Source organism: Lysobacter sp. ISL-50, assembly GCF_018612875.1.
Lineage (GTDB): Bacteria > Pseudomonadota > Gammaproteobacteria > Xanthomonadales > Xanthomonadaceae > Lysobacter.
The window spans coordinates 161,207-184,226 of sequence record NZ_JAGGRI010000013.1 but is presented as its reverse complement, the minus strand read 5'-3'; the positions used below and the strand labels follow the sequence as shown (position 1 = coordinate 184,226).

The 23,020-nt window shown below is 67.3% G+C and carries 12 protein-coding genes, 1 pseudogene and 1 riboswitch; of the genes and pseudogenes, 12 read left to right on the top strand and 1 reads right to left on the bottom strand.

What is annotated here, in order from left to right; genetic code table 11:
* Positions 1-226 precede the first annotated feature (226 nt).
* The 12 genes and pseudogenes from J7J50_RS09025 (at position 227) to J7J50_RS08970 (ending at position 20,485) form a co-directional block, all read left to right on the top strand.
* Complete coding sequence (locus J7J50_RS09025) at positions 227-454, top strand: hypothetical protein (RefSeq protein WP_215055749.1); 228 nt, start codon at positions 227-229, stop codon at positions 452-454.
* 247 nt (positions 455-701) lie between these two features.
* Positions 702-2,473 (top strand): annotated as a pseudogene (locus tag J7J50_RS09020) (TonB-dependent receptor).
* Between the two features lie 16 nt (positions 2,474-2,489).
* Positions 2,490-3,614 carry a PepSY-associated TM helix domain-containing protein gene (locus J7J50_RS09015; RefSeq protein WP_343222465.1) on the top strand — a complete coding sequence of 375 codons (1,125 nt, stop codon included), beginning with the start codon at positions 2,490-2,492 and terminating at the stop codon, positions 3,612-3,614.
* Between the two features lie 237 nt (positions 3,615-3,851).
* On the top strand, positions 3,852-4,712 hold the full coding sequence (locus J7J50_RS09010) for an NAD(P)H-binding protein (RefSeq protein WP_215055748.1): 861 nt from the start codon (positions 3,852-3,854) through the stop codon (positions 4,710-4,712).
* A gap of 274 nt (positions 4,713-4,986) precedes the next feature.
* Positions 4,987-7,395 carry a hypothetical protein gene (locus J7J50_RS09005; RefSeq protein WP_215055747.1) on the top strand — a complete coding sequence of 803 codons (2,409 nt, stop codon included), beginning with the start codon at positions 4,987-4,989 and terminating at the stop codon, positions 7,393-7,395.
* 3 nt (positions 7,396-7,398) lie between these two features.
* Positions 7,399-9,213, top strand: a complete 1,815-nt coding sequence (locus J7J50_RS09000) for a hypothetical protein (RefSeq protein ID WP_215055746.1) — start codon at positions 7,399-7,401, stop codon at positions 9,211-9,213.
* Positions 9,210-9,926 carry a hypothetical protein gene (locus J7J50_RS08995; protein ID WP_215055745.1) on the top strand — a complete coding sequence of 239 codons (717 nt, stop codon included), beginning with the start codon at positions 9,210-9,212 and terminating at the stop codon, positions 9,924-9,926. The genes J7J50_RS09000 and J7J50_RS08995 overlap by 4 nt, the downstream gene beginning before the upstream one ends.
* 457 nt (positions 9,927-10,383) lie before the next feature.
* Positions 10,384-12,540: a hypothetical protein gene (locus J7J50_RS08990; RefSeq protein WP_215055744.1), complete on the top strand. Its 2,157-nt coding sequence runs from the start codon at positions 10,384-10,386 to the stop codon at positions 12,538-12,540.
* Between the two features lie 102 nt (positions 12,541-12,642).
* A complete protein-coding gene (locus J7J50_RS08985; RefSeq protein ID WP_215055743.1) occupies positions 12,643-14,922 on the top strand; it encodes a hypothetical protein in 2,280 nt (759 codons plus the stop codon).
* Between the two features lie 217 nt (positions 14,923-15,139).
* Positions 15,140-18,424 (top strand): hypothetical protein, encoded by a 3,285-nt coding sequence (locus J7J50_RS08980; RefSeq protein ID WP_215055742.1) that lies wholly within the window; start codon positions 15,140-15,142, stop codon positions 18,422-18,424.
* Positions 18,425-18,482: 58 nt separating this feature from the next.
* Positions 18,483-19,433, top strand: coding sequence for a hypothetical protein (locus J7J50_RS08975; protein ID WP_215055741.1), 951 nt, complete (start codon positions 18,483-18,485; stop codon positions 19,431-19,433).
* Positions 19,434-19,495: 62 nt separating this feature from the next.
* Complete coding sequence (locus J7J50_RS08970; protein WP_215055740.1) at positions 19,496-20,485, top strand: hypothetical protein; 990 nt, start codon at positions 19,496-19,498, stop codon at positions 20,483-20,485.
* Positions 20,486-20,558: 73 nt separating this feature from the next.
* Here J7J50_RS08970 and btuB read toward each other — a convergent pair whose 3' ends face one another.
* On the bottom strand, positions 20,559-22,439 hold the full coding sequence (btuB, locus tag J7J50_RS08965; RefSeq protein ID WP_215055739.1) for a TonB-dependent vitamin B12 receptor: 1,881 nt from the start codon (positions 22,437-22,439) through the stop codon (positions 20,559-20,561).
* 132 nt (positions 22,440-22,571) lie between these two features.
* A riboswitch (cobalamin riboswitch) is annotated at positions 22,572-22,823 on the bottom strand.
* Between the last annotated feature and the right edge of the window lie 197 nt (positions 22,824-23,020).

The following is a 23,020-nucleotide window of genomic DNA, read 5'->3' as shown; positions in this document are numbered from 1 at the left end:
GCTGGCGCGCGGGACCGATGTCGATAAGCCGCGCAATCTGGCCAAGGCGGTTACGGTCGAGTAAACACCGGCGCAGTGAGCGAGAAGGAGTGCGAACGGAATCGGCCGGCGAGCCAAGTGTGACGCTCGCCGGATTTCGGCATTGTGCGTCGCGTAATGCAATTGCCAACTACAAGCATCACGCTCGCTCAGTCGGCGATCGGCCGACGACATCAAGGAAACGTAGATGAATAGCAAGAAGCTATTGTTGGCGATGACGCTGATGTTTGTCGCCGCGGCGAGCGCGCCGCTGTTCGCGAAAGACAGTTACCTGCCGGCGCCGGGCGAAGTGCGCACTTACTACCAGAACGGCGTCGAGGTCGGCCGTGCCGTGCATAACCAGTGCACCGGACAGATCAGCATCCAGGGCACCGTGACCTCGGATTACGTCGGCTCTTTCACCGTCAGTTGCTGATTCCGGACTATTGCATGCGGTGAAGCCGGGGCTGGAGTAGAGCGGCCGCCGGCATCGTCGCCAGGCTTTTCCCGCGCTGCTTCGTCGCGCGGTTGCATCCGGCATGGATGCAACCGCGCGATGCGGAACGCGCGATAGCGACCATCGCGGCGTGGCCGCAGGGATCGCCTTGTTGCGATGGCTCGTTGCAAACGCGAATCATTCTCACATATGATGGGTGACCCGCATCTCATGCCCGCCGCCCATCATGCTCGTCCGATCCTGCCTCGTCGTTTCGCTGGCAGCGGCGCTTGCGCCTGCCCAGGCGCAATCCCCCGCAAATCAGGCCAAGGATCAGGCCGCGATCACCGAACTCGATTCGGTCCAGGTGCTCGGCCGCGCGCAGCGCCTGTACAAGGCCGATGAAGCCGCCGTCGCCACCCGTACCGACACACCGCTGGAGCGAGTGCCGCAGTCGGTGCAGGTGCTGCCGCGTGAACTGATCGACGATCAGGCCGCGCGCCAGGTCACCGATCTGTACCGCAGCATCAGCGGCGTCAGCTATTTCAGCTACGCCGGCGTGACGCTGCGCGGCTTCCGCCAGGAGAACGTGCTGTACGACGGGCTGCGCGGCGATCCGTACTCGGGTTTCTCCGTGCCGCAGCTGTTCAACATCGAGCGCATCGAAGTGCTCAAGGGCCCGGGCGGCGCGCTGTACGGCGGCGGCGATCCGGGCGGAGTGATCAACTACGTCAGCAAGAAACCCAAGCGCCAGAGCGAGCGCAGCGTGGAAGTGCAGGCCGGAAACTACGGCTTTCGCGCCGCTTCGGTGGAGCTGACCGGCCCGCTGGCCGGCAACGAACGGCTGCGATATCGCGTCGGCGCTTACGCCGACGACGAATCCCCGTTCCGCCGCAATACCGATTCGCAAAGCCTGATCGGCGATGTGGCGATAGCGATGGACGTGGGCGACACCGGCGAGTTGACCCTGCAGTACACCGACGTCACGCAGGATCTAGGCGGCAACCGCCTGCGCGGCGTGCCGGTGGACGACAACGGCAATTTCCTCGCCGCGATCGACTGGAACCACAACGAACCCACCGATTACCTCGACATGCGCGCCAAGGTCGCCTCGGCCAAGTACACCGCATCGCCGAGCGACAGCCTCGACATCGACGTGTCCGCGCGCTGGTTCGAGAACAGCGAAGCGCAGCAGTATCACGAGCCGATGGGCCTGATCGACCGCGACCGCGACGGCGTCGCCGAATGGATGACGCGCCAGTTCCGCGACCAGTTGCGCGATAACCGCGCGCTGGCGGTCAACGCCAACGCGGTCAAGCGGTTCGCCTTCGCCGGACTGGATCATCAACTGCTGTTCGGCGCCGACGGTTATCGCGTCGACAACGATTTCACCAGCCGCACCGCCAACGCCGACACCGCGCGCGGGCCGGTGCCGGGCATCGATCTGTTCCATCCGGTCTACGGCCTGACCTCGGCCGCGAGCTATCGCCTGGAGCGCCTGCCGCGGACCGGCACCAGCACGCGCGGCCTGCGCTACGGCGCGTATGTGCAGGACGAAATCACCTTGTCGCAGCGCTGGTATCTGCTGGCCGGCCTGCGCTGGGACGGCTTCAAGGACGAAAACCGCCTCAACGGCGCCGACGTGGACGGCGACGATCTGAGCTGGCGCGTGGGTGCGACCTACACCGCGCAGCCCGGGTTGAATCTGTACGCCAGCATGGCCAGCGGATTTCTGCCGCAGACCACGGCCAACCAGAGCGACAGCGTCGGCGGGCCGTTCGATCCCGAGCGCAGCAAGCAATGGGAAGTCGGCGCCAAATCGACCTCGACGGCCAGCGGGTCAAGCCCTACACCGTGTTCGATCTGAGCTGGCAAACGCACTGGCGCGACTGGAAATTCCAGGCCAACGTCAAGAACCTGTTCGACAAGGTCTACGCCGCCAGCGGTTTCATCGAGCGCAACGGACACTTCCCCGGCGAGCCGCGGCGAGTGTACGTGCAGGCGCAATACAGCTTCTGATGCGCCGCGCCGACCCGTGAACGCGCACGCGCCAGCCGCTTCGGCCAGCCAGAAAGCCATCGCACGGCGGCTGTGGTTCGACCTGCACAGCTGGGTCGGGCTCAAGCTCAGCGTGTTCATGAGCTTCGTGCTGTTGACCGGCACCCTGGCGGTGCTGGCGCATGAGATCGACTGGCTGCTCAATCCGGAAATCCGCGTGCAGCCCGGCGCGCAGCGAGCGAACTGGGGCGCGATGGTCGATGCGGTGCGACGCGATTATCCGGCCTGGACCTTCGAGTCGATCGAACGCCCGGAAGCGGCGCGCTTCGCCGCCCAGGCCTCGATGCGCACGCCGCAAGGGCGCCTGCGTTTCGTCTGGGTCGATCCGTATCGCGGCGTGACGACCGGCGACACCGGCTGGTTCAACGCCCATCGCCTGCTGCGCAACACCCACCGCCATCTGATGATGCCGACCAGGATCGGCGTGCCGATCGTCGCGGCACTGTCGATTCCGCTGCTGATATCGCTGCTCAGCAGTCTGTATATCTACCGGCATTGGTGGCGCGGATTCTTCAGTCTGCCGCGACCCGAGCGGCCGCGGCGTTTCTGGGGCGATCTGCATCGCTTGCTCGGCGTGTGGAGCCTGGCCTTCATCGCGCTGATCGGCCTCACCGGCCTGTGGTATCTGATCGAATCGCTCGGCGGCGCCGCGCCGGTGGTCAAGGCGCCGACGGCCGCGCACGCGCGCAACATCGCCGCCGATGGCGCCGCCGTGGATCGCGCGATCGCGCAGGCGCGCGACCGCTGGCCCGGCTTCGTGGTCGAAGGCGTGGTGCCCGGCGGCAAGGACGGCACCTTGTTGCTGACCGGCCAGGCCGACGCGGCGATGGTGCGGCCGCGCGCCAATGCGATCGCATTCGACGCCGTGTCCGGACGCTGGCTCGGCGCCCGCGACGCGCGCGCGCTCAGCGTGCATCAACGCATCTCGGAGATGGCCGACCCGCTGCACTTCGGCGACTTCGCCGGCTTTTGGCTGAAGCTGGCGTGGTTCGTGTTCGGCGCGATGCTGACGGCGTTGAGCCTGTCGGGCGTGTATCTGTATGGACTGCGTATCGCCGACAGCTGGCGTTCGGCGCAGCGCAAACGCGAGCGATCGGCATGAGCCCTTGGCGCGCGATCTGGATCGGCATGGGCCGCTGGCGTTGGCTGTGGCTGGCGTTGTTGCTGGTGTGGATCGTATCGATGCCGGCGGAGATCACGCGCTGAGGCAATCGATCGCACAGCGCGATCGAGGACAGGATTCGGCGCCCGGGCTACGTTCTCTTCACGCCGCCGTGGCCCGGCGCTTACCGCCGCTCGCCTAGCCTGGAGCGCAATCACGGCAACGCGGGACGCGGGCATGCACATCATTCTGGGCGGTACCGGACACGTGGGCTCGGCGGTGGCCGGGACTTTGCTGGAACGCGGCGAGGCGGTGACGGTGGTATCGCATCGCAACGCCGAGCGCGAATATTGGGAAGCACACGGCGCGAACTTCGCCGTCGTCGATGTCACCGACACGGGCGCCTTGCGCGAAGTGTTGAAGCAGGGACGGCGCCTGTTCCTGCTCAACCCGCCGGCCGCACCGGACACCGACACCGATGCGGTCGAAAAAGCCAATCTGCGTTCGATCCTGGCGGCGATCGAAGGCTCGGGCCTGGAGAAAATCGTCGCCGAGTCCACCTACGGCGCGCAGCAGTGCGAGCGCTGCGGCGACCTGGGCATTCTCTACGACATGGAACAGGCGCTCAAAGCGCAATCCATCGCCTGCAGTGTGATCCGCGCCGCCTACTACATGAGCAACTGGGACGCGTCGCTGGACAGCGCGCGCGAGCACGGCACGGTGCGCAGCTTCTATCCCACCGATTTCCGCCTGCCGATGGTGGCGCCGCGCGACCTGGGCCGGGTCGGGGCCGATCTGTTGATGCAAGAGGTGGACGAACAGGCGCTGCACCATGTCGAAGGGCCGCGCGCCTACTCGCCCGCGGACGTGGCCGTGTGTTTCGCCAGCGCGCTGGGTCGCGAGGTCGCGGTCGAAGTCGTGCCGCGCGCGCGCTGGGTGGAGGGCTTCCGCGAGATGGGCTTCTCCGAGCCGGGCGCGCGCTCGTACGCGCAGATGACCGCGCTCACCGCCGACCAGCGCTATGAGCCGGCCAACGATCCGATACGCGGCGAGATCGGCTTGCGCGAATACATTGACGCCCTCGCCGGGCGCGATTGAACGAGCGGGTGCCGGCATCGCTCAGCGCCGGCGCGGCAATCGATGCGGCATCGTTGTCGCGGGCCGCGCGCGGCCGCCGGAATCGCATTCAGACCGCGCCCGGCCCCGCGCCGGAAAAAGTGTTTCATCCGTGAAATGTCCTCGGCCGCGCGGCACCCTCGTTTAATCGGGGGTGATCGGCGCCCTTGCGGCGCTACCGATCGATCAAAGGAAACGATGCGGCGCCGCGGCGACGCGTCTTACAGCGCGCCGCGCTGAATACAGGGAGAGACGCATGCCGCTGGGACGCTTGCTCAACATCAATCAGATCGTCGCCGGCATTCGCCCGGCGCCCGCCGCGGCCGCGATCAAGGTGCCCGGCGTGGTGATCGCCGCGCCGCCGGCCGTCGCCGCGCCGGCGGTGGTGGCCGCGCCGATCGCGGTCGCAGCGCCGGTGTTGATGCCGGGCGCGATACGGATGAATCCGGCGATCCTGCGCGCGCAGCCGGCGATCGTCGCGCAACTGGAAGGCCGCACCCTGCGTCCGCGCTTGAACGATCTGCGCCCGGACCTGTTTCCGATCAAGACCGGCGCCGGCTTCGGCCGCGCCGAGTCGCCGCATCCGATCAGTCCCAATCAGACTCCGGACGATCGTTGCCTGTTCGAAGACCCGCGCAATCCGCAGCAACGCTACTGGCTGCCGCGCTATCGCCTGCGCAACGCCAACGGCCAGTACGAGGTCAAGACCGCGCCCGGCCAGGACGGCTTGTGGGCGGTGAGTCTGGCGCTGGAAACCTTTCCCGCGCCGCAGATCGCCGACGCCGCGCGCAGCGCGCAGATGCTCAGCGTGAATCGCAGCGCGGTGATCGCTTACCGCGTGCCCGGCACCGCGATCGAACAACGCCTGCCGGCCGGCGAAATCGTCGAAGACCCGCGCGGCGGCTGCGTGGTGATGCTGCACCTGAGTCTGGCCGAGCGCGACGGCCTGTTGCGCGCCTTCATGTCCGCCGACGCGCAGTGCAAGCTGATCGTGTCGCGCGGCTACACCGTGGCGGTGCCGCTGGCAGCGACCGCATCGCCGGACGTGCCCAAGCGCCAGCTGATGATGGTCAAGGGCCAGATGCAGTTGGCGCGCGCGCCGATGGCCGAGATAGCGATGGCGGCGCCCCGAGGCGAGGCGATGGTCGCGCGCGCGGCGGTCGTCAAGCCCGGTCTGGCGTCGGGCCTGCGCATGGCGCCGGCCGCGCTGCGGCCGGTCGGCGGCGAGTCGATCATCGAGGGCGATGAAGTCTGGCGACGCAAGCCGTTTCCGCGGCCGCGGCCGATGCCCCTGCCGCAACCGCTACCCGAACCGCCGCCGCCGCCCGCGCCGGAACAACGCTACGACGTCTCCCATCAATTGCAGGACTGGGCGGTCGCGCTGTTCTTCGAGCCGCAACTGCATTCGTACATCTATCCAGCCGGCAGCGGCGGCTCGGCCTCGCCGGCGCGCTGGGTGGTGCACTCGTTGCGCTATCCGACCGGCACTGGACGCAGTCATCCCTATTTCCAGGATCTCAGCGACCCCAGCCGCATCTACCACCTGCCCGACGCGTTCAAGCTGGCGCGCCGCAGCGAAGCGCCGCATGCGCCGTCGCTGGTGTTCCAGGTCGATCAGGGCGAGAACGCCGAACAAGTGATGGTCGATCTGACCTGCGAAGTGCGCCCGGTCACCGACGGCGAGCGCCTGCTCGCCGCGCGCCGCGAACTGGCCGACAAAGTGCCGGCCAGCGCGGACAATCCCCAACGCGAATTCGAACTGCGCCTGCTGCGCGCCAGCTCGACCCTGCAGATGGCGCTGCTGCGCAACGGCGCAGTGCGCTCGGAAACCGTGCCGGCGACCATCGACTGGGACAACGGCTTCACCGTCAACGAGCGCTTCGAGTTCAAGGATTTCCAGGACGTGTTCGGTGTCCTCATGGCCACGACCAACTCCAACCTGCTGCAAGGCAGCGTGGTAGTCGCCAGCGGCGTCAACGAGAACGTGATGGTGCCGGTCAAGCTCAACTTCGCCGACATGGAAGGCGAGTTGTTCCAGTCGATCGAAACCCCGGACCCGCAGACCGGCGCGGTCGCGGTGAAGCTGCTCAACGCCACCGAAAGCAAGTTGCGCATCACCCAGCTGCCGACCTGGATCACCCGCGGCGAAGGCCTGGTGAGCGGCCGCATCGAAGGACTGGACCTGAGCCAGCCGATCGAAGTCGCGCCCGATCAAAGCCTGAGCTTCACCGTGCAGCCGACCGCGCCGCTGAGCGGCACCGAGCCGGCCGACGCGATCTTCAACACCGCCTCGGTGCGCAGCATTCCCGACGGCGAAGCCATCCTCAAATACACCCTGGACGATTCCATCGACCAGGAAACGGTGCGTCCGGTGACGGTGATGACCGCGCCGGAGGTGTTGCTCAACAACGCCACCGGCCAGGCCGGCGGCGAGATCCTCAACATCGTGGTCGAGTTCCGCGGCAACCGCCGCGTGGTGCTCGGCGCGGCCAACCTGAGCCAGGACATCGACGTGCCGGTGCCGTTGATGGACATCCTGTTGCGCAAGGACAGCGAGGGTTTCTACGAGTACCGCCAGACCGTGATCTACAAGTCCGGGCAGAAATCGCCGCCGCCGCCGTGGCGCCGCGACGACAGCGGCGTGTTGTTCGTGACGGCGGTCTGAGCCATGTCCTTCGCCTCCCGCCCCGACTGGCGCCAACCGATGCTGATCGGCGAACGCGTCGCCTATGCCGCGTTCGATCAGCCGGGAAAATTCCGTCTGCCGCCGGTGTCGCTGGCCGCCCAGGCCGGCGACGGCGAATCGCCGCTGCGTCTGGACATCGTCCAGCAGGACCGCGGCGCCGCCGGGCTTGAACGCTATTCGATTCTGTCGCTGGGCTTCGCCGCCGAGTTTGCCCTGGCGCAAGCGCGCCAAGCGGCCTTCGATGCCGGCCAGCACGCGGACCTGTCGCCGCTGCCGGTGGAAGGCGGTTGGCTGCGCCTGAGCGCGGTGCAGGCCTTGAACCTGCCGCCGGCGCTGGGTGAATTGCTGCCGCTGGATGCGGCCAGCCTGGGCGCGGTGAATCTGGCCGTGCGCCTGGACAGCGCGGCGACCGATCTGTTCGTGTCGGCGCTGCAGCGCGGCCTGCTCTCGGTCGGCGCGCAGGCGTGGCTGCGCGTGCGCGGCGTCGCCGATCGTCTGCCGCTGAGCATGAGTTTCGATCCGGCCGCCTTGCTCGCCGCGATCCGCGCGCTGACCGGCGGCGCGGCATCGATCGATCATGCGCTGCTGCGCCAGCGGCTGATCGACGCGCCGCAGACGCTGGGGCTGGGATTGGCCGCCAGTTCCGGCGACATATTGAAACAACCCTTGGCCGATGCCGTCATCGACCGCATCGCCGCGCGTTACGCCAGCCCGCAACCCTCGGCGCCGGATGCGCCGACCGGCGTGCGCCTGGTGTTCGACGAGGCGGCGATGGCGCCGGGCCGGGTGCAGTGGAATCTGGCCGAGCCGCAGCTGGCGCCGCGATTGATCGTGATCGAAGCCGATCCGCTCGGCCCGCTGCGCACGATGGCCGCGGCCGACCTGCACGACGCGGTGGTGCGCCGTCACGACGTGCGCGCGCTGGCCAGCGGCTGGCGCAGCGTGACGGTGCGGGCGAATCTGCCCGACCGCCGCGTCGGCGTGGTTTCGGCGCAGGTGGAATTGCAGCTGCCGGCCAAGCCGCCGGCGCGCATGTTCACGATCAAGACCAGCGCGCCGCTGACCGCGGCGGATCGTCCGATCGCGGTCGATCTGCGCCTGTCGCCGAGCGAGGCGCTGTCGTATCAATGGCAGACCACGGCGATCGTGCTCAGCGACGGCCGCGCCGAATCGATCAAGGGCCCGCCGCGCAAATCCGATCGCGAACATCTGCTGATCGGCCCGGACGATTTCGGCCTGCGCCTGATTCCGGTCGAAGCCGAACCGGCGTTTCTGGCCCAGGCCGATATCGAGGTCGAATGCATCGGCACCCGCAAGGGCAAGCCGTGGGCGGTGCGCGCGAACTTGAGCGACGCCGCGCCGGACCTGGCGTTCGCGGTTCCCTTCGATGTCGATGGCGCGACGATCCGCGCCACCGCGCGGGCCAAGAGCGACGGCACGCGCCGCTCGATGCCGGCGGTGGAGGCCGACAGTCTGCGTCTGGACGCTTTCAGCTTCGACGGCAGCGGATCGCGCGAGTTGGAGCTGAGCTGCGAGTTCGACGATCGCGCGAACATGCGCACGATCGAGATCGCGCCGGAAGACGGCATCGACGATGCCGGCAAACGCAAGCGAGTGAAATTCAGCAACCATTCGCCGCAGGCCCGCTGGACCTGGCTGTCGCTGTCGCCGTTCCGCAGCGGCTATCGCTGGCGTTGGGACGCGCAGTCGCCGTGGTCGCCGGTGCTGCAACCGGACACGCCGTTGCGTTTGCGCAGCAGCGAGGCGGCCACCGCCAGGATCGGAGCAGGAGCATGAGCATGGACAAGGACAGCGGCGGCACGGCGGCCTCGGGCGCCGATACGCCATCGGGATTCGAACAGATCCTGGGCGTGCTGGTCGCGCGCGGCGACGGGCCGACGAGTTGGCTGTATCGCCCGCGCGCGCCGCAGCTGTCGCTGTCGGCCGACGGCCGCGCCCAGTTCACCCTGATCGGCGCCGGCCCGGTGACGATGCTGGCGCTGACCGCGATGTGGGGCGTGCCATCGGCGACGCTCGACGCGGTGCGCGCCGAACTGGCGGCGCGGGCGCAGGTGCCGGTCGCGCAGTTGAGCCTGTCGCCGGCACCGATCGAGATCGGCGAGGTGCGCCTGATGCTCGGCGATGGCCAGGGCCACTACGTGGAGTTGGCCAAGGCCCGCTCCTCGGGCGTGCCGCCTTACCACGCCGCGTTCAATCTGATGCTGGATCAGGCCCAGGCCGAGAAAGTACGCAAGGCCTTGAACGGCGAGCGCGGTTGGCTGGAACTGCGTTACGCGGCGACCGAAGCGATCGCGACGCGCACGGCCCGTTCGAGCCAGAGCAGCGAGTCGGTGGACGTGGACGTGTCGCTGCGCGACGCCGAGGGCGACGCCAGCGCGAGCGCGAGCTGGCGCAGCGAAGGCAGCGTGGAGGCGCTGTCGGGGTATCACGAACCGCAAACACGAACGTATTCGGCCGATGCCGCGGATTGGGGGCTGCCGAAGCCTTGAGCCACAGCAGCAAACGTTACGTCGCCGACGACGGACGATGGGCCCGCCGACGGCGTTGATCGCTTCGCCACCGCGACGTTGCCGGGCAAACGCAACGCGCGGCCGCGACAGCGATCGAAACGGCGCGATGGTGCGCCCGCGGCGATTGCCGCAAGACCAGCAGGGAGCCGAACGCGATCCGCATCGCGGCGGGTCGGCTCGTGCTCGAAATAGCGATCGGCGGCCATCGGGCGCGGATCGTCGGGGAAGTGCGAGCGCCGAAGATGTTCGCGAAAAACAGCTTAAAAACAGCGGTTTTTCGTGTCCGGTGCGGAATGCGGGAAGCGTTTGAAAGATTCGAGAATATTGGTTGACACCGCCACCACCTCATCGCGTACGGCAACAGCGCACCGCGCGGGCAAGGAAAGCGCGCATCAGGATTGAACGATTCAGGACATCAGGATAAAGGAGCAGGTCCATGCTTAAGATCGATAACGTCGACACCATTCTCGACTACGTGGTTTACGGCGACGACGCCAACGACTTCACCTACTACATCATGCCCAACTCGCCGAACTTCGCGAAGATGGCCAGCGGCGGATTGGCGCTGCGCTTCGTCGAGTACGGCCAGATCCGCGAGGACGGCGGCAAGAAGTTCGGCGGCTTCATCGCCTTCGATACCGAGTTGTCGGTGCCGACCGACGTGCAGACCAAGATCACCGCCGAGCTGCAGAAGAAGCTGGCCGAGAAGTACAAGGGCAAGACCGTGCCCAAGGTCGCGATCGCGCCGGTCACCTGGACCGACGGCACCGTCGAGCTGCTGCTGACCGAGGGCGGCGCGCTGGTGGAGAAGATCCGCGGCGCCGGCAAGCCGTCGATCTACGGCAAGAACGTGGCCTCGTTCATGGTCGAGCTGAGCGAGCTGGGCACGGCGATCTTCAAGGAAACCCTGAGCACGGGTTCGGCTTCGGCGGTGCAGGTCGTCTACAAGATGAACCTCTACATGCGCCTACCGGAAATGAAGGCCTGGGGCACCTGGAACGCCTCGGAGTTCTACAGCTTCTTCCAGGACATCAACACCGAAGACAATTTCTGGAGCCAGGACAGCTACACCGAAGTCGTCAACTCCAGCCGCTACAAGAACGACGTCACCAAGACCCACTTCGAGTTCGTGCAGGCGCCGAACCTGAGCGCCGAGGACAACGCCAAGCTCGAGTCCGACATCCGCGCGATCATCAACAAGCAGCTGGAAGCCGCGGTCCAGCGCAACATGCTCAAGGAGATCGCCGACGTCGATCCCAACACCAAGGAGCTGCGCGAAGGCCAGGACATCGAGGACATCCGCCGCACCGTCAACAAGTCGCAGATCGCCAACGTGCGGGTGGAGTGGAGCGAGGCCAAGGCGGTCATCGTCAACCGCAACCCGCAGGGCATGCTGCCGACCATCACCTCGTTGATGGACGACAAGAAAAAGCCGCTGAAGTGGGAGGACTACTACTCCAAGATCAACCTGGACGAGTTCCTCAAGACCGTGCAGGTGGTGATGCGGGTCAACGCCGACTTCGCCAACCTGCCGATCCACAGCGTCGAGGTCAAGATCCGCTATCCCTATGGGCCGAACAAGAAGGTCCAGGAGTTCGTGTTCACCAAGCCCGACGACGTCGCCAAGTTCGAGGCCTTCGTGTTCGAGGGCAAGCGCGACTTCACCTATCAGGTCACGGTCAACTACAAGGGCGCGACGTTCAAGCAGGTGTCGGAGGAAATCAAGACCGACGACACCAACCTGACCATCAACGTCGACGACCTGGGCATCCTGGCGCTGGACATCGGCCCGGGCGACATCGATTTCGCGCAGGTGCCGCGCACCCAGATCACGGTGCGCTACAAGCACGGCAAGACGCCGGTCGAAGCCAAGTTCAACATGACCAAGGACACGCCGAACTTCGCCCTGCGCAAGATCATCGGCAAACCGCGCACGGAAGACATCGACCTGGAGTTCCTGTACACGCTGGCCGACGGCCGCCAGGTCAAGAAGACCGCGCAGCAGCAGGCCAAGGAGCTGTACGTAGACGATCCGTTCTCGGCCAGCAAGACGGTCAGCTTCCGCGCCGCCGGCGACCTGGCGGCGGAGATCGCCTCGATCACCGTCGACGCCAGCTACACCGACACCGCCAACAAGTACAACCAGAAGACCATCGTCACGCTGTCCAGCGACATGACGTCCTTCGACTGGACCTTCCCGGTGGTGGACGAAACCCTGGGCGAGGTGAAGTACTCGGTGACGACCTTGTTCGCCGACGGCACCAGCAAGGAAGAATCCGAGAAGACCGCGACCCGCTCGACCATCCTGGTCGGCAAGAAGCTCGATCAGCTGGAAGTGGCGGTGGTGCCGGACCTGCTCAACTGGGACGATCTCAAGATGGTCAGCGTGGCCTTGTCGCACGGCGCCAAGCGCGTCGACCTGCGCTTCAAGCCCGGCGATGAGGAAAAGAACTGGAAGCTGCCGCTGACCGAGGGCGAAGCGCCGGAGTACAAGGTCACCATCACCTACTTCCTCACCGACGGTACGCGCAAGGTGGTCGGACCGCAGACGAAGGACGACATGACGATCTTCCTGGAACTGCCGACCGACTGAGGTTCGCCGCGAACCTCGCACCAACGCGGCGGACCCGCGCGAACGCTTCGCGCGGGTCCATCGACGCCCACCGCTCACGCTTGACTCGGAAGGAGTCCGATCATGCTTCTCCTCGACAGCCGCACTCGCGAGATCAACGGCATCTCGGTCTTTCCCGACCATGCCGATCCCGAGCAGTGGTATTACATGCCGCTCAACCCGCACCTGACCACGGTGCGCGACGCCACGCTCGGCGTGGACGTCCCGCAATTCCTGCTGATCGGTTTCCGCGGCGACGCGGGCACCGGCGGCTTCCTCAACTTCGACTGCAACCTCGGCGCCAGCCAGAAGCAGATCGACGATCTGGCGCGCGAGATCGCCAACGCCGAGAACCTGCGCAACAAGCCGCGCATCGCGCCGGTGCCGTTGGAAGACGGCTCGGTGCGGCTGATGATGCTCGGCAAGGCGACCGGCGATGTCGGCCCGACGCCGGGCGCGGGGCCGCAGTTCGTGCTGAAGATCGACCAGTCGGCCAAGCCGGCCCTGTACGGCACCAACCAGGCCTCGTTCTCGGTGCGCCTGGATCAGGACGGCTTCACGGTGATGGAGCAGTGCCTGGAAGGCGAGATCCTGCCGGTGGCGGTGATCTACCAGCTGGATTTCCTCGGCCTGCGCCCGGCCTACAACATCAGCCTGAAGATCGATTGGGACCGCGTCCAGAAGCACATGGACGAAAGTTTCTCCGGCGGCAACATCTTCTTCTCCACCGAGATCGGCAAGGCGGTGGACGAGCTGGTGGAAAGCCGCGCGATCGTGCTGGAGGCGGACACCTTCGTCGCCGAAGGCGAGGACACCAAGGGCATCATCGACCGTCGCGACGCCGCGCTGGCGCAGGTGCGCAACATGGTCACCGACGCGTTCTTCCAGGTCAGCCTGCCGCCGTGGACGCCGGAGAAGAAATCGGATTTCGAAGCCGGCCTGGACGCGATCGGAAAGTTCGCGTCGCGGTCGTCGGCGATGGCCGCCGGCGGGCCGATCGGCGCTCTGTTGCCGAGCTTCAGCTACAAGCGCATGGACTACAAGCGCGTCGATAAGAAGAAGCTCAACGTGAACTTCTCCGAGCGCGTGGCGATCAAGCGTTCGATCTATCCGCAGGGGCACCTGGCGGCGTTGTTCAAGACCATCCGCGAAGGCAACGTGCCGCGCGATCGGCTGGTCAAGCAGATCAGCCTGGACAACGACTTCTTCAAGAAGCGCCGGGTCAAGGTGATCTCGCGCGCCGACCTCGCCGCGGACGACATCGGCAGCGTCAACGTGCGCGTGCGCTACGGCGACAAGGCGCAGAACGCGCTGTTGGGCGCCAACGCCGGCGAAGCCAGTTTCGAGTGGCTGAGCCAGCTCGACAAGGGCGTGATGAAGCGCGACGTGCAGGTCGAGTACGAGGTTAGCTTCAAGGGCGTGGATGCGGCCGAACGGCCGACCAGGCTCAAGTCCAAGCCGCAGATCTTCGATGTGGAAAACGTCGAGATCATTCCGCGCGACCTGTACACGATCAACACCGTGCCGGTGTTCGCGGAAAACTTCCCCTGGGAGCGCTACAGCTCGGTGGACGTGTTCCTGCGTTACCGCGATCCAGCCAACAAGATTAATCAGAACGACTTGGTGCGGCTGACCAAAGACGTGCAGTCGGGCGCTTGGAAAATGTTCATGCTCGACCAGAGCAAGACCGCCTATGAAGTGCGCACCGTCTTCCACGGCATCAGCGGCGGCGACACCGTGCGCGACTGGACCGCGCTCGACGAGCCGCAGGTCAGCGTGCGCAATCCGTTCCCTACCCGGCGCGTGGTGCAGGTGATCCCGAACTTCAACTGGAACGAGGTGCAGGAGGCGTTCGTCGATCTGCGCTACGTGGACAAGGCCAACAACCTGCAGGAAGAAATGCAGATGTCGTTCCAGGAAGGCTCGGCCTCGCAGACCTTCGCCGTGGACCTGCGCAATCCCGAGGTCAAGGGCGTGTTCTACAGCGTCAGCATCCTTTACAAGGACGGCCGCGACATCGAGGAGATTCCCGAGTCGGTGACCAACACCAGTCGGATCATGCTCAAGGGCGGCATGAAAGGAAGGCGCATCGTCACCGTCAAGCCGCCCCTGGATTTCGCCAAGCGCAAGATGCGCAAGGTCAAGGTCTCGCTGCGCTTCGAAGACTTCACCGGCGGGCTGTCGTTCGCGGAGGATTTCGAATTCACCGACGCGCAGGCCTCGGGCGAGTTCGAGTACGACTACCTCGACGCGGCGCGCATGCGCTACGAGTACAAGGCCAGTTATCTGCTCGAGAACGGCACCAACAAGAGCGTCAACTGGGCGCCGAGCGAAGTCACCGATCTGGTGTTGAAGATGCCCTGACGCCGACACCCGCCGCGCCGCGACCCTCGCGCTCTGGCTCGTCATCCCCGCGAAGGCGGGGGCGCGGACTTCAGCGTGATGGCGCGATAAAGCCCCGGAGGGATGACGGGGCGAGGGTGGACGGCGGTGGCGGCATCGGTTGCGTCCATCGCACAAGGAAATGTTTCCCCGCGCGCTTCGAGCTGCGTCGGGAGCTCACGATCTACAGGAGTTCGTCATGCTCAGCCTCGAAAAGCCGATCACCATCGACGGCATCACCGTCTTCCGCGATCACGCGGACAAAAGCCAGTTCTGGTACCTGCCGGGACCGGTCGCGCTGGCCACGCGCCAGCCCGACGGGCGCAAGGAATTCAGCTTCCTCAAATACCGCGTCGCCGACGCCACGGCCGCCGACAAGGGCGGCGGCTTCGTGATGTTCGTGACCACGCTGCAACTGCCCTCGTCGATGGAGTCCAGGATCATCGGCCGGCTCAACGCCGAACCGGACGTGAAGCTGCCGGTGCGGTTGACCTGCGCGACATTCGAAGAAGGCTCGGTGCAGTGCGTGGCGTTGAACGTGCAGGGCGCCGGCGGAACCTCGGCGCAGCCCGCGCAGCCGGGCACCTTCAACGCGGTCGAGCACATCCTCGGCGCGTCGGTGCCGTCGATGGATGCGGCCAACCGCGCCGCTTTCAGCCTGAGCCTGTCCTCGGAAGGCGCGACCATCCTGGAGTCCGCGCTCAGCGACGGCATGACCCCGATCGGGGTGATCTACAACTTCAAGTACCTGGCGATGCGGCCGGCCCTGAAGGTCACGATCACCGCCGATTTCGAGCGCATCTACAACCACTTCAGCGCCAGCCTGGAAGGCCAGTACGCCTGGTTCAAGGCCGGCGTCGATGCGGCGTTCGAATCCTTGGTGCAGAACGGCGTCATCGACATCCAGGTCGAGGCCTTCACCGATGCCGACGACAAGCGCGACCAGGAAAAGTGGGCGCTGGATTTCTTCAAGGAAGATCTGCTGAGCAAGTGGTTCGAACCGACCCTGGTGCCGGGCAAGCTCGCGACCGATGCGGCCAACGCCGGCGGTGGTTCGAGCGGCGGTAACACCGGCGGTACGGGTGGAACCGGTGGCGGCACCGGTGGAACCGGCGGCGGCACGGGCGGCACGGGCGGCGGCACCGGTGGAACCGGCGGCGGCACGGGCGGTACGGGTGGCGGCACCGGCGGAACCGGCGGCGGCACGGGCGGCACGGGCGGCGGCACCGGTGGAACCGGTGGCGGCACGGGCGGAACTGGCGGCGGTACAGGCGGTACGGGTGGCACCGGCGGAACCGGCGGTGGCACGGGTGGTACGGGTGGTACGGGTGGCGGCACCGGTGGAACCGGCGGCGGCACCGGCGGTACGGGTGGAACGGGTGGCGGCACGGGCGGAACCGGTGGCGGCACGGGCGGCACCGCCCCCGGGGGCGGCTTCAGCGGCGGTGGCAGCACCGGCGCGAGTTCCGGCGGCGGCACGACGGGCGGCACCGGCGGCGGCACCACGCCGCCTCCCGCGCCGCAGATTCAACGCGCGGCGCTCAGCGTCGATTCGACCGAACCGGCGCCGTTGCCGGCCGGCCTGTCGGTCACGCACACGCCGGCCGCGAGCGGCCTGGCCGAAACCATCACCGTGACCGGCGCAGGCGCGGTGGTGAAGGTGGACGATCAGGTCGTCGCCGCCGACGCGCAGGGACGCGTCGCCATCACGGTCAATCCCGATTCTTCCAAGCGCATCGATGTCGAGTGGCCGGCCACCGCGCAGGAACAGACCTTCGGCTTGTTCTTCGATTTCGACAAACCCGCCGAAGCCGGCTGGAATCCCAACACGCCTTCGCCGCAGTTCCGCGCCTACGTGGACAACACCACCACCGACCCGCGTTATCGTGACGCCTCGGGCACCTTGCGCATCGAAGGCGACGGCAACTGGACCGGCAGCGAACGCGGCGCCGATCGTCTGATGGCGTGGATTCGCGGCTTGCCGGCGCCGCGCAATCTCAACTTCCAGGCCTACGCCAGCCACGAGCATGTCAGCGGCGCGAACGAAACCCAGCGCGAACGCTACAACCGGCGCTTGTCGCAGCGGCGCCTGGATGTCGCGCTCGCGGTGGCGCGTCGCGCCGGCGCGACGTTCACCATCGCGGCGCAGGCCGCCAACGGCGATGTCCCGGCCAGCAGCCGTCCCGGTACGCATTCGGCGATGGGCGGCGATCCGGACAATCGCGTCGTGCACGTGACCGGCCGCGCCGCCGGCACCACGCCCAATCGCTGGCACGGCCGTCTGAGCCGTCCGGCTTCGGTGACGCCGCCGGTGACCCCACCGGTCACGCCGCCGGTGACACCGCCCGTCACGCCTCCGGTGACGCCGCCGGTGACCCCGCCGGTCACGCCGACCTTGCCCACGCCGCCCACGGCGGTGAGCCTGTCGCTCAAGCTCAAGTTCGTGCGCCAGGAAGAACGCAAGAAACTCACCTTGCGCTACAACCGTTCCGAAGCCACGCGCCGCACCTACGCGCCGCAGGGTTTCTTCGGCCTGATGCTGGGCGATCTGCGCGACAAGTCGAAGTACTTCAAGGAAATCGATCTGGACGATCCGTTCTTCCGCCAGTTCGCTGTCGAGGCGAGCATGCCGATCGCGTTCGAGCCGATCGATCTCAAGTCGGCGCAGGTCGCGCTGGATTACGGCGACAAGACCAAGCCGCGCGATCACAAGCACGCCGATTTCGTGTTCACGCCGGGCGAAGTCGGGGTCAAGCGCTTCGAAGTGTTCATGAACCAGACCCGCGACATCGACTACGACGCCGCCTACCAGTACCACTTCGATCCGCAGTCCGATTGGGCCGCGGATAAGACCTCGTACACGATCCCGGCGGCGAAGACCGAAGACCGCACCTTGTTCGTCAATCCTTACGAGCACGTGGAGTTCCGTCAGTTCACCGCGACCCCGGGCGATATCGACTGGGACGTGGTCGAAGCCATCGACGTCAAGCTGCAGGCGCGCGGCTACGCCACGCCCGAGCCCAAGACCACGCTGACCCTGACCGCGAACTCCGGGCCCAAGACCTGGCGTCTGCGCGGCGCCAAGCCGGCGCCGGCCAATCGCGGCGTGACCTATCAGATCGTGCAGCGGCGCAAGGGCGCGGCCAATCCCGATCCGGCGACGCCGCCGGTCGAGATCGATGTGCCCGAGCTGTTGATCCACGACAGCTTCGAGGACGCGCTGCAGCTGGAGTTCATCCCGGTGTTCGATCCGGCCATGGTCAAGCGCGTCTTCATCGACGTGAAGTACGAGGACGGCGCCTACAAGCGCAGCGAACGCATCGAGATGGCCGGCACCCAGACCGACCCGGTCAAGCTGCGCATCGCCCTGAAGAACGCGGACAAGCGCAAGTACCGCCGCCGCTTCACCTTCGTCGGCATGCAGGGCCAGTTCGATCAGCGCGCCTGGGTGGACGACACGGAAGAACTGGTGGCGGTGCAATAAGCCGATGAACGCGACGATCGCCACCACCGGCCAACCACGGCGCGACGCGAGGCAGCCGATGAACCACGATGCGGATGCGGCGATGGGCGCGGGCGCGAGCCCATCGCAGGCGAGGAGTGCGGCGATGTTGGCCGCGCCGGTCGTCGCCACCTTGCAACGCCTGCGCGCGGTGCTGCCCGCGCAGGCCGACGCGGCGCGGGTGATGCTCGCCGGCGTGCTCGCGCCGCTGCACGACTCGTGCTGGCCCGAGGTCGCCTGGAGTTTCAGCCGCCTCACCAACACCGGCCTGCCGGTGGAGTTCGCCTGGACCTCGCGCGAGGCCGCGGTGCGCTGGACCGCGGAAGTCGCCGCGCCCGAAGTCGATGAAAACGAGCGGCTGGCGATCGCCGCGCAAGCGCTGGGATGGCAGGGCGATCTGGCGCCGTGGTTCGAGCATCAGCGCGGCCACCGGCTCAAGTTCGGCGCCTGGGTCTCGGCGCGTCATGGCGATGGTCTGGCGACCAAGCTCTATGTCGATCTGCCCGACGGGCGCCTGCCGCCGGCATGGCGCAAGCGCCACGCGCTGTTCGATTCGGCATTGATGTTCTGGCGCATGTGCGGGGTCAATCCCGACGGCAGCGTGGAATGCTATGCGCGCGCCAGCGAACTCGATCTGGCCGCGCTGCGGATGTTGGCGCAGGCCAGCCTCGGCGATGCCGGACCGATGATGCGGCGCGTGGCGCAGGTGGTGCCGGCGAACGATCTGCCGCGCCCCTCGGGCATCAGTCTGGCCTTGTCCGCCGACGGACAGGTGCGCGCGCTGACCTGGTTCACCTTCGCCAAGGCGATTTTCCGCGACGACGCGCAAGTGGCCGCGTGCATGCGCGGGCTCGGCGAAGGGCTGTCGGCGCAGGTCTACGAGGCCCTGGCCGCCGGTCCCGCGGACGGGCGCTGGCGCCACGGCATGGTCGGCGTCGGCGCGGACATCGCCGGCAACACCTGGGTGCAATGCGGTTTGCGGCCGACGTGAAGCGCGCGAGCGGATGCGCAATGCGGGAGTCCGCGATCGATGGAGCGATCACGATGCATGTTGTGAATAGAACCGACGATGCGGGCCCGCGCCGCGGGCCCGGTCGCGAGCGCAGCGCGTGCTTCGACGTTGCCGCATCCGATGAGCGCATCGCGACCAGCTCCGGCGTAGTCGATCGCCTGCCCAGCGCCTATCTGATCGAAAGCCAGGTCAGCCAGGGCGGGCAACAACGCCGCGACCGCAACGGCTTCGTGACCGCATTGGGCGTGCGTGCGCTGCGTCGCCACGGGCTGCCGGTGCCGGGCGCGATGCTCGATACCCTGCAGGCGTGCCGATCCTCGCGCGGCGGCTTCCGTTTCTGGCCCGAAGGCGCGCAACCCGACTGGGCGCCGGTGTTGCCCGACGATGTCGACGACACCGCGATAATGGCGCTGGAACTGCTGCATGCCGGGCGCATCAATCTGGACGATGCGCGCCGCACCGCCTGCATGACCATCGCGCGGCGGCGCATCGCGCGCTTTCCCGCGCTGCGTCCGCCGTGGCTGCGCGTGGGCACCTTCGCGACCTGGAGCCGCGAGGGCGCGGCTTTCGACATGGTCGATTGCACCGCCACCGCGAACGTTCTCGGCTTCCTGGCCGCGGTCGGTCTGTCGCATCTGCCCGGCGTGCGCGAAGCCACGCAAATGCTGAGCGCGGCCTTGCGCTGGGCCGGCAATGAGGAATTGCGCGCGAGCAGTTTGTCGCCGTTCTATCCCGATCCGATCGAACTGACGCTGGCGCTGGAGCACGCGGCGCGATCCGGCGCGCAGGGTTTGTATGAGCTGCATGCCGCGGCCGCGGCGACCGGTTGGGGTGCGAACGCGGAACTGCGCAGCATGCGCCCGGAGCATCGAGTGTGTTCGAGTCCCTACGGCGTCGCGGTGTGGCGCTCGCCGGAGCTCGCGCGCCTGCGCGGCTGGGCGCGCGAGAGGGGCAAGGCGCGGATTCCCAAACCGTTGCCGCATTGGGTCGGGGATTTCGAATCCGAACTGACGTGCAGCGTGTTCGATTGACCACGCCAAAAAACGAAGCCCGGCGATGCCGGGCTTCGTTTCGAACCATCGCGCTCGGCTGTCGCCGCAACGATCAGGGCTTGGGCGCGTAACGCAGGGTCAGGAACCACTCGCGGCCGGGCTGGTTGTAGTACGACACGGTCTCGTACTCGCGATCGAACACGTTGGCCACGCGCGCCTGCAGGCTCAGCGAATCGCTGAACGCGTACTCGGCGCGCAGGTCCATGGTGCCGTAGCCGCCGACACGGACGGTGTTGGCGACATCGTCGTAACGCGAGCCGTAACCGACCGCGGTGGCGCCGATGCGGAACTTGCCGAACGCGCGATCCAGGTCGATGCGCGCGCTGTGCTTGGCGCGGCGCGGCAGGTCGTTGCCGCGGAAGAAACCGACGCGATTCTCGGTGTCCAGATAGCTCGCGCTCGCCGCCAGGGTCCAGCCGGCGAAGCTCGTGTCGATGCCGATCTCGGCGCCGCGCATGCGCGCGCGTTCGATGTTGTTCGGCAGGTTGATCGCCGAATCGAAGGTGATCAGCTCGTCGACGCGGGTGTCGAAGCCGTCGATGCGCGCGTTGAAGCCGTCGCCGCGGTAGGCCAGGCCGACTTCCCAGGTCTTGGATTCTTCCGGCTTCAGATGGGCGTTGCCGAAGAACGGGAAGTACAGCTCGTTGAAGGTCGGCGCCTTGAACGCGGTGCCGTAACCCACGGTCACGCGCCAGCTCTCGGCGAAGTTCAGGCCCCACGCGGCGCCGCCGGTGGTGTGGCCGCCGAACTGTTCGTTATCGTCGCGGCGCACGCTGGCTTCGAAGGACTGGTTGCCGAAACGGCCCTGGTACTGGACGAAGCCGGCCTTGTTGTCGCGATCGGTTTCGTCGTAGGAGGTGTCGCTGTCGAGGCGGTCGCGCAGCCAATCGAAGCCGGCGGTCAGCAAGTGGCCTTCGGCGAGGGTGAAATCGGCCTGCAAGGTCGCGCTGTCGCGATCGGTATCGAAATGGCCGACGCGCGCGCGGGACGTTGTGTTGGCCGGGCCGACGAGGCCGTTGACCAGGTAATTATCCGAACTGTCGACATTGCGGCCGGCGGTCAACTGCACGTGCACGGCTTCCGACGGACGCCAATCGACCTTGCCGCCGATCACTTGCTGGACCGTCTCGGAATAATTGCCGAAGCTGCCGTCGTACTCGTTCTGGCCTTCCGCGCGCAGCGCCTGGCCTTCGATGCTCCACTGCTCGTTGATCTCGACGCCGCCGCGCAGCGACAGCGCGTGGCTCTCGTAGCCGTCGCGATCGGGCTCGTCGGTGAAGCAGCCGGCGAACACCGGGAAGCCGGCGCCGCGGCAGGCGTTGATGCCCTGGGTCTTGCGGAAGCTGTAGTCGGCGCCGAACCAGCCGCGGCCGCCGCGGCCGCCGAAGCCGCTGCCGTATTCGATGGTGCCGTCGCTGCCGCCGCCGACGTGCACGCGCGGGGCGAAGCCCTGCTGCTCGCGACGGGTGAACACCTGGATCACGCCGCCGATGGCGTCGGCGCCGTACAGGCTCGAACGCGGGCCGCGCACGATTTCGATGCGGTCGATCAGTTCCAGCGGCAGATCCTGCAGCGCAGCGAGGCCGGAGGTCGGCGAGCCGATGCGGATGCCGTCCACCAGCACCAGCACGTGGTCGGATTCGCTGCCGCGCAGGAACAGCGTGGTCAGCTTGCCGGCGCCGCCCTGGTTGGCGATGGTGATGCCGGCGCGGCCGCGCAGCAGATCGTTGAGATCGCGCGCCTGGCTGCGTTCGATGTCGGCGCGGTCCAGCACTTCGACCGGGGTCAGCAGGTCGTTGACGCTGACCGCGGTGCGGTTGGCGGTGACCACGACCTGGTCGAGATCGGTGGCGCCGCCGGCGGGCGCGGCGAGGGCGGTGGCCGGCAGGGCGAGGACGCCGGCAATGGCGAGGGACAGATTCAGGCAACGCATGGGTATGACTCCAACGCACGCGCGATCCAGCGCGTGGCGACAACGGCTGATGGGCGGCGGCGGGGAAGGGACGTGCGGGCAGCGAAACGAGCGCGCAAAGGCGCTGCAGCCGCCGCAATGCCCTCCGCATCGCAACCTGTGGCGCACCGAGGCCGGTCTCCGGACTCGCAAGCGGAGCCGATGCGATCGACTCCCGGGCGCGGCGCCTTCCCGTGCCTGTGCACAGTGGCGGTGGCCGCGACCTGACTTGCTTACCGTTGCGGGGGCAGTGCCGGAATGGGCGGGGCGGGTCGGATCGTCCGACCGGACCTGAGCGCGTCACCGGCTTCCCGTTTCAACCCCGGCGGCCGCAGCCGTGGGGTCACCTCGAAGCGGGGCGCAGTGTACGCGATGTGGGGGCGGGGCGCCTGGGCTGCTCTCACCCAACCCCGCCCCGGCCCGAACGCATGGCGTTCGGGCGTTCGCGGACGCGCGAGCCAATGGCTCGCAAGCGGCGTCCGCTCACCCCGCCTGCGGGAGAAGGTGCCCCGAAGGGGCGGATGAGGGCGCGCGGCCCAACCTACCGCACCGCGAACCCGCAC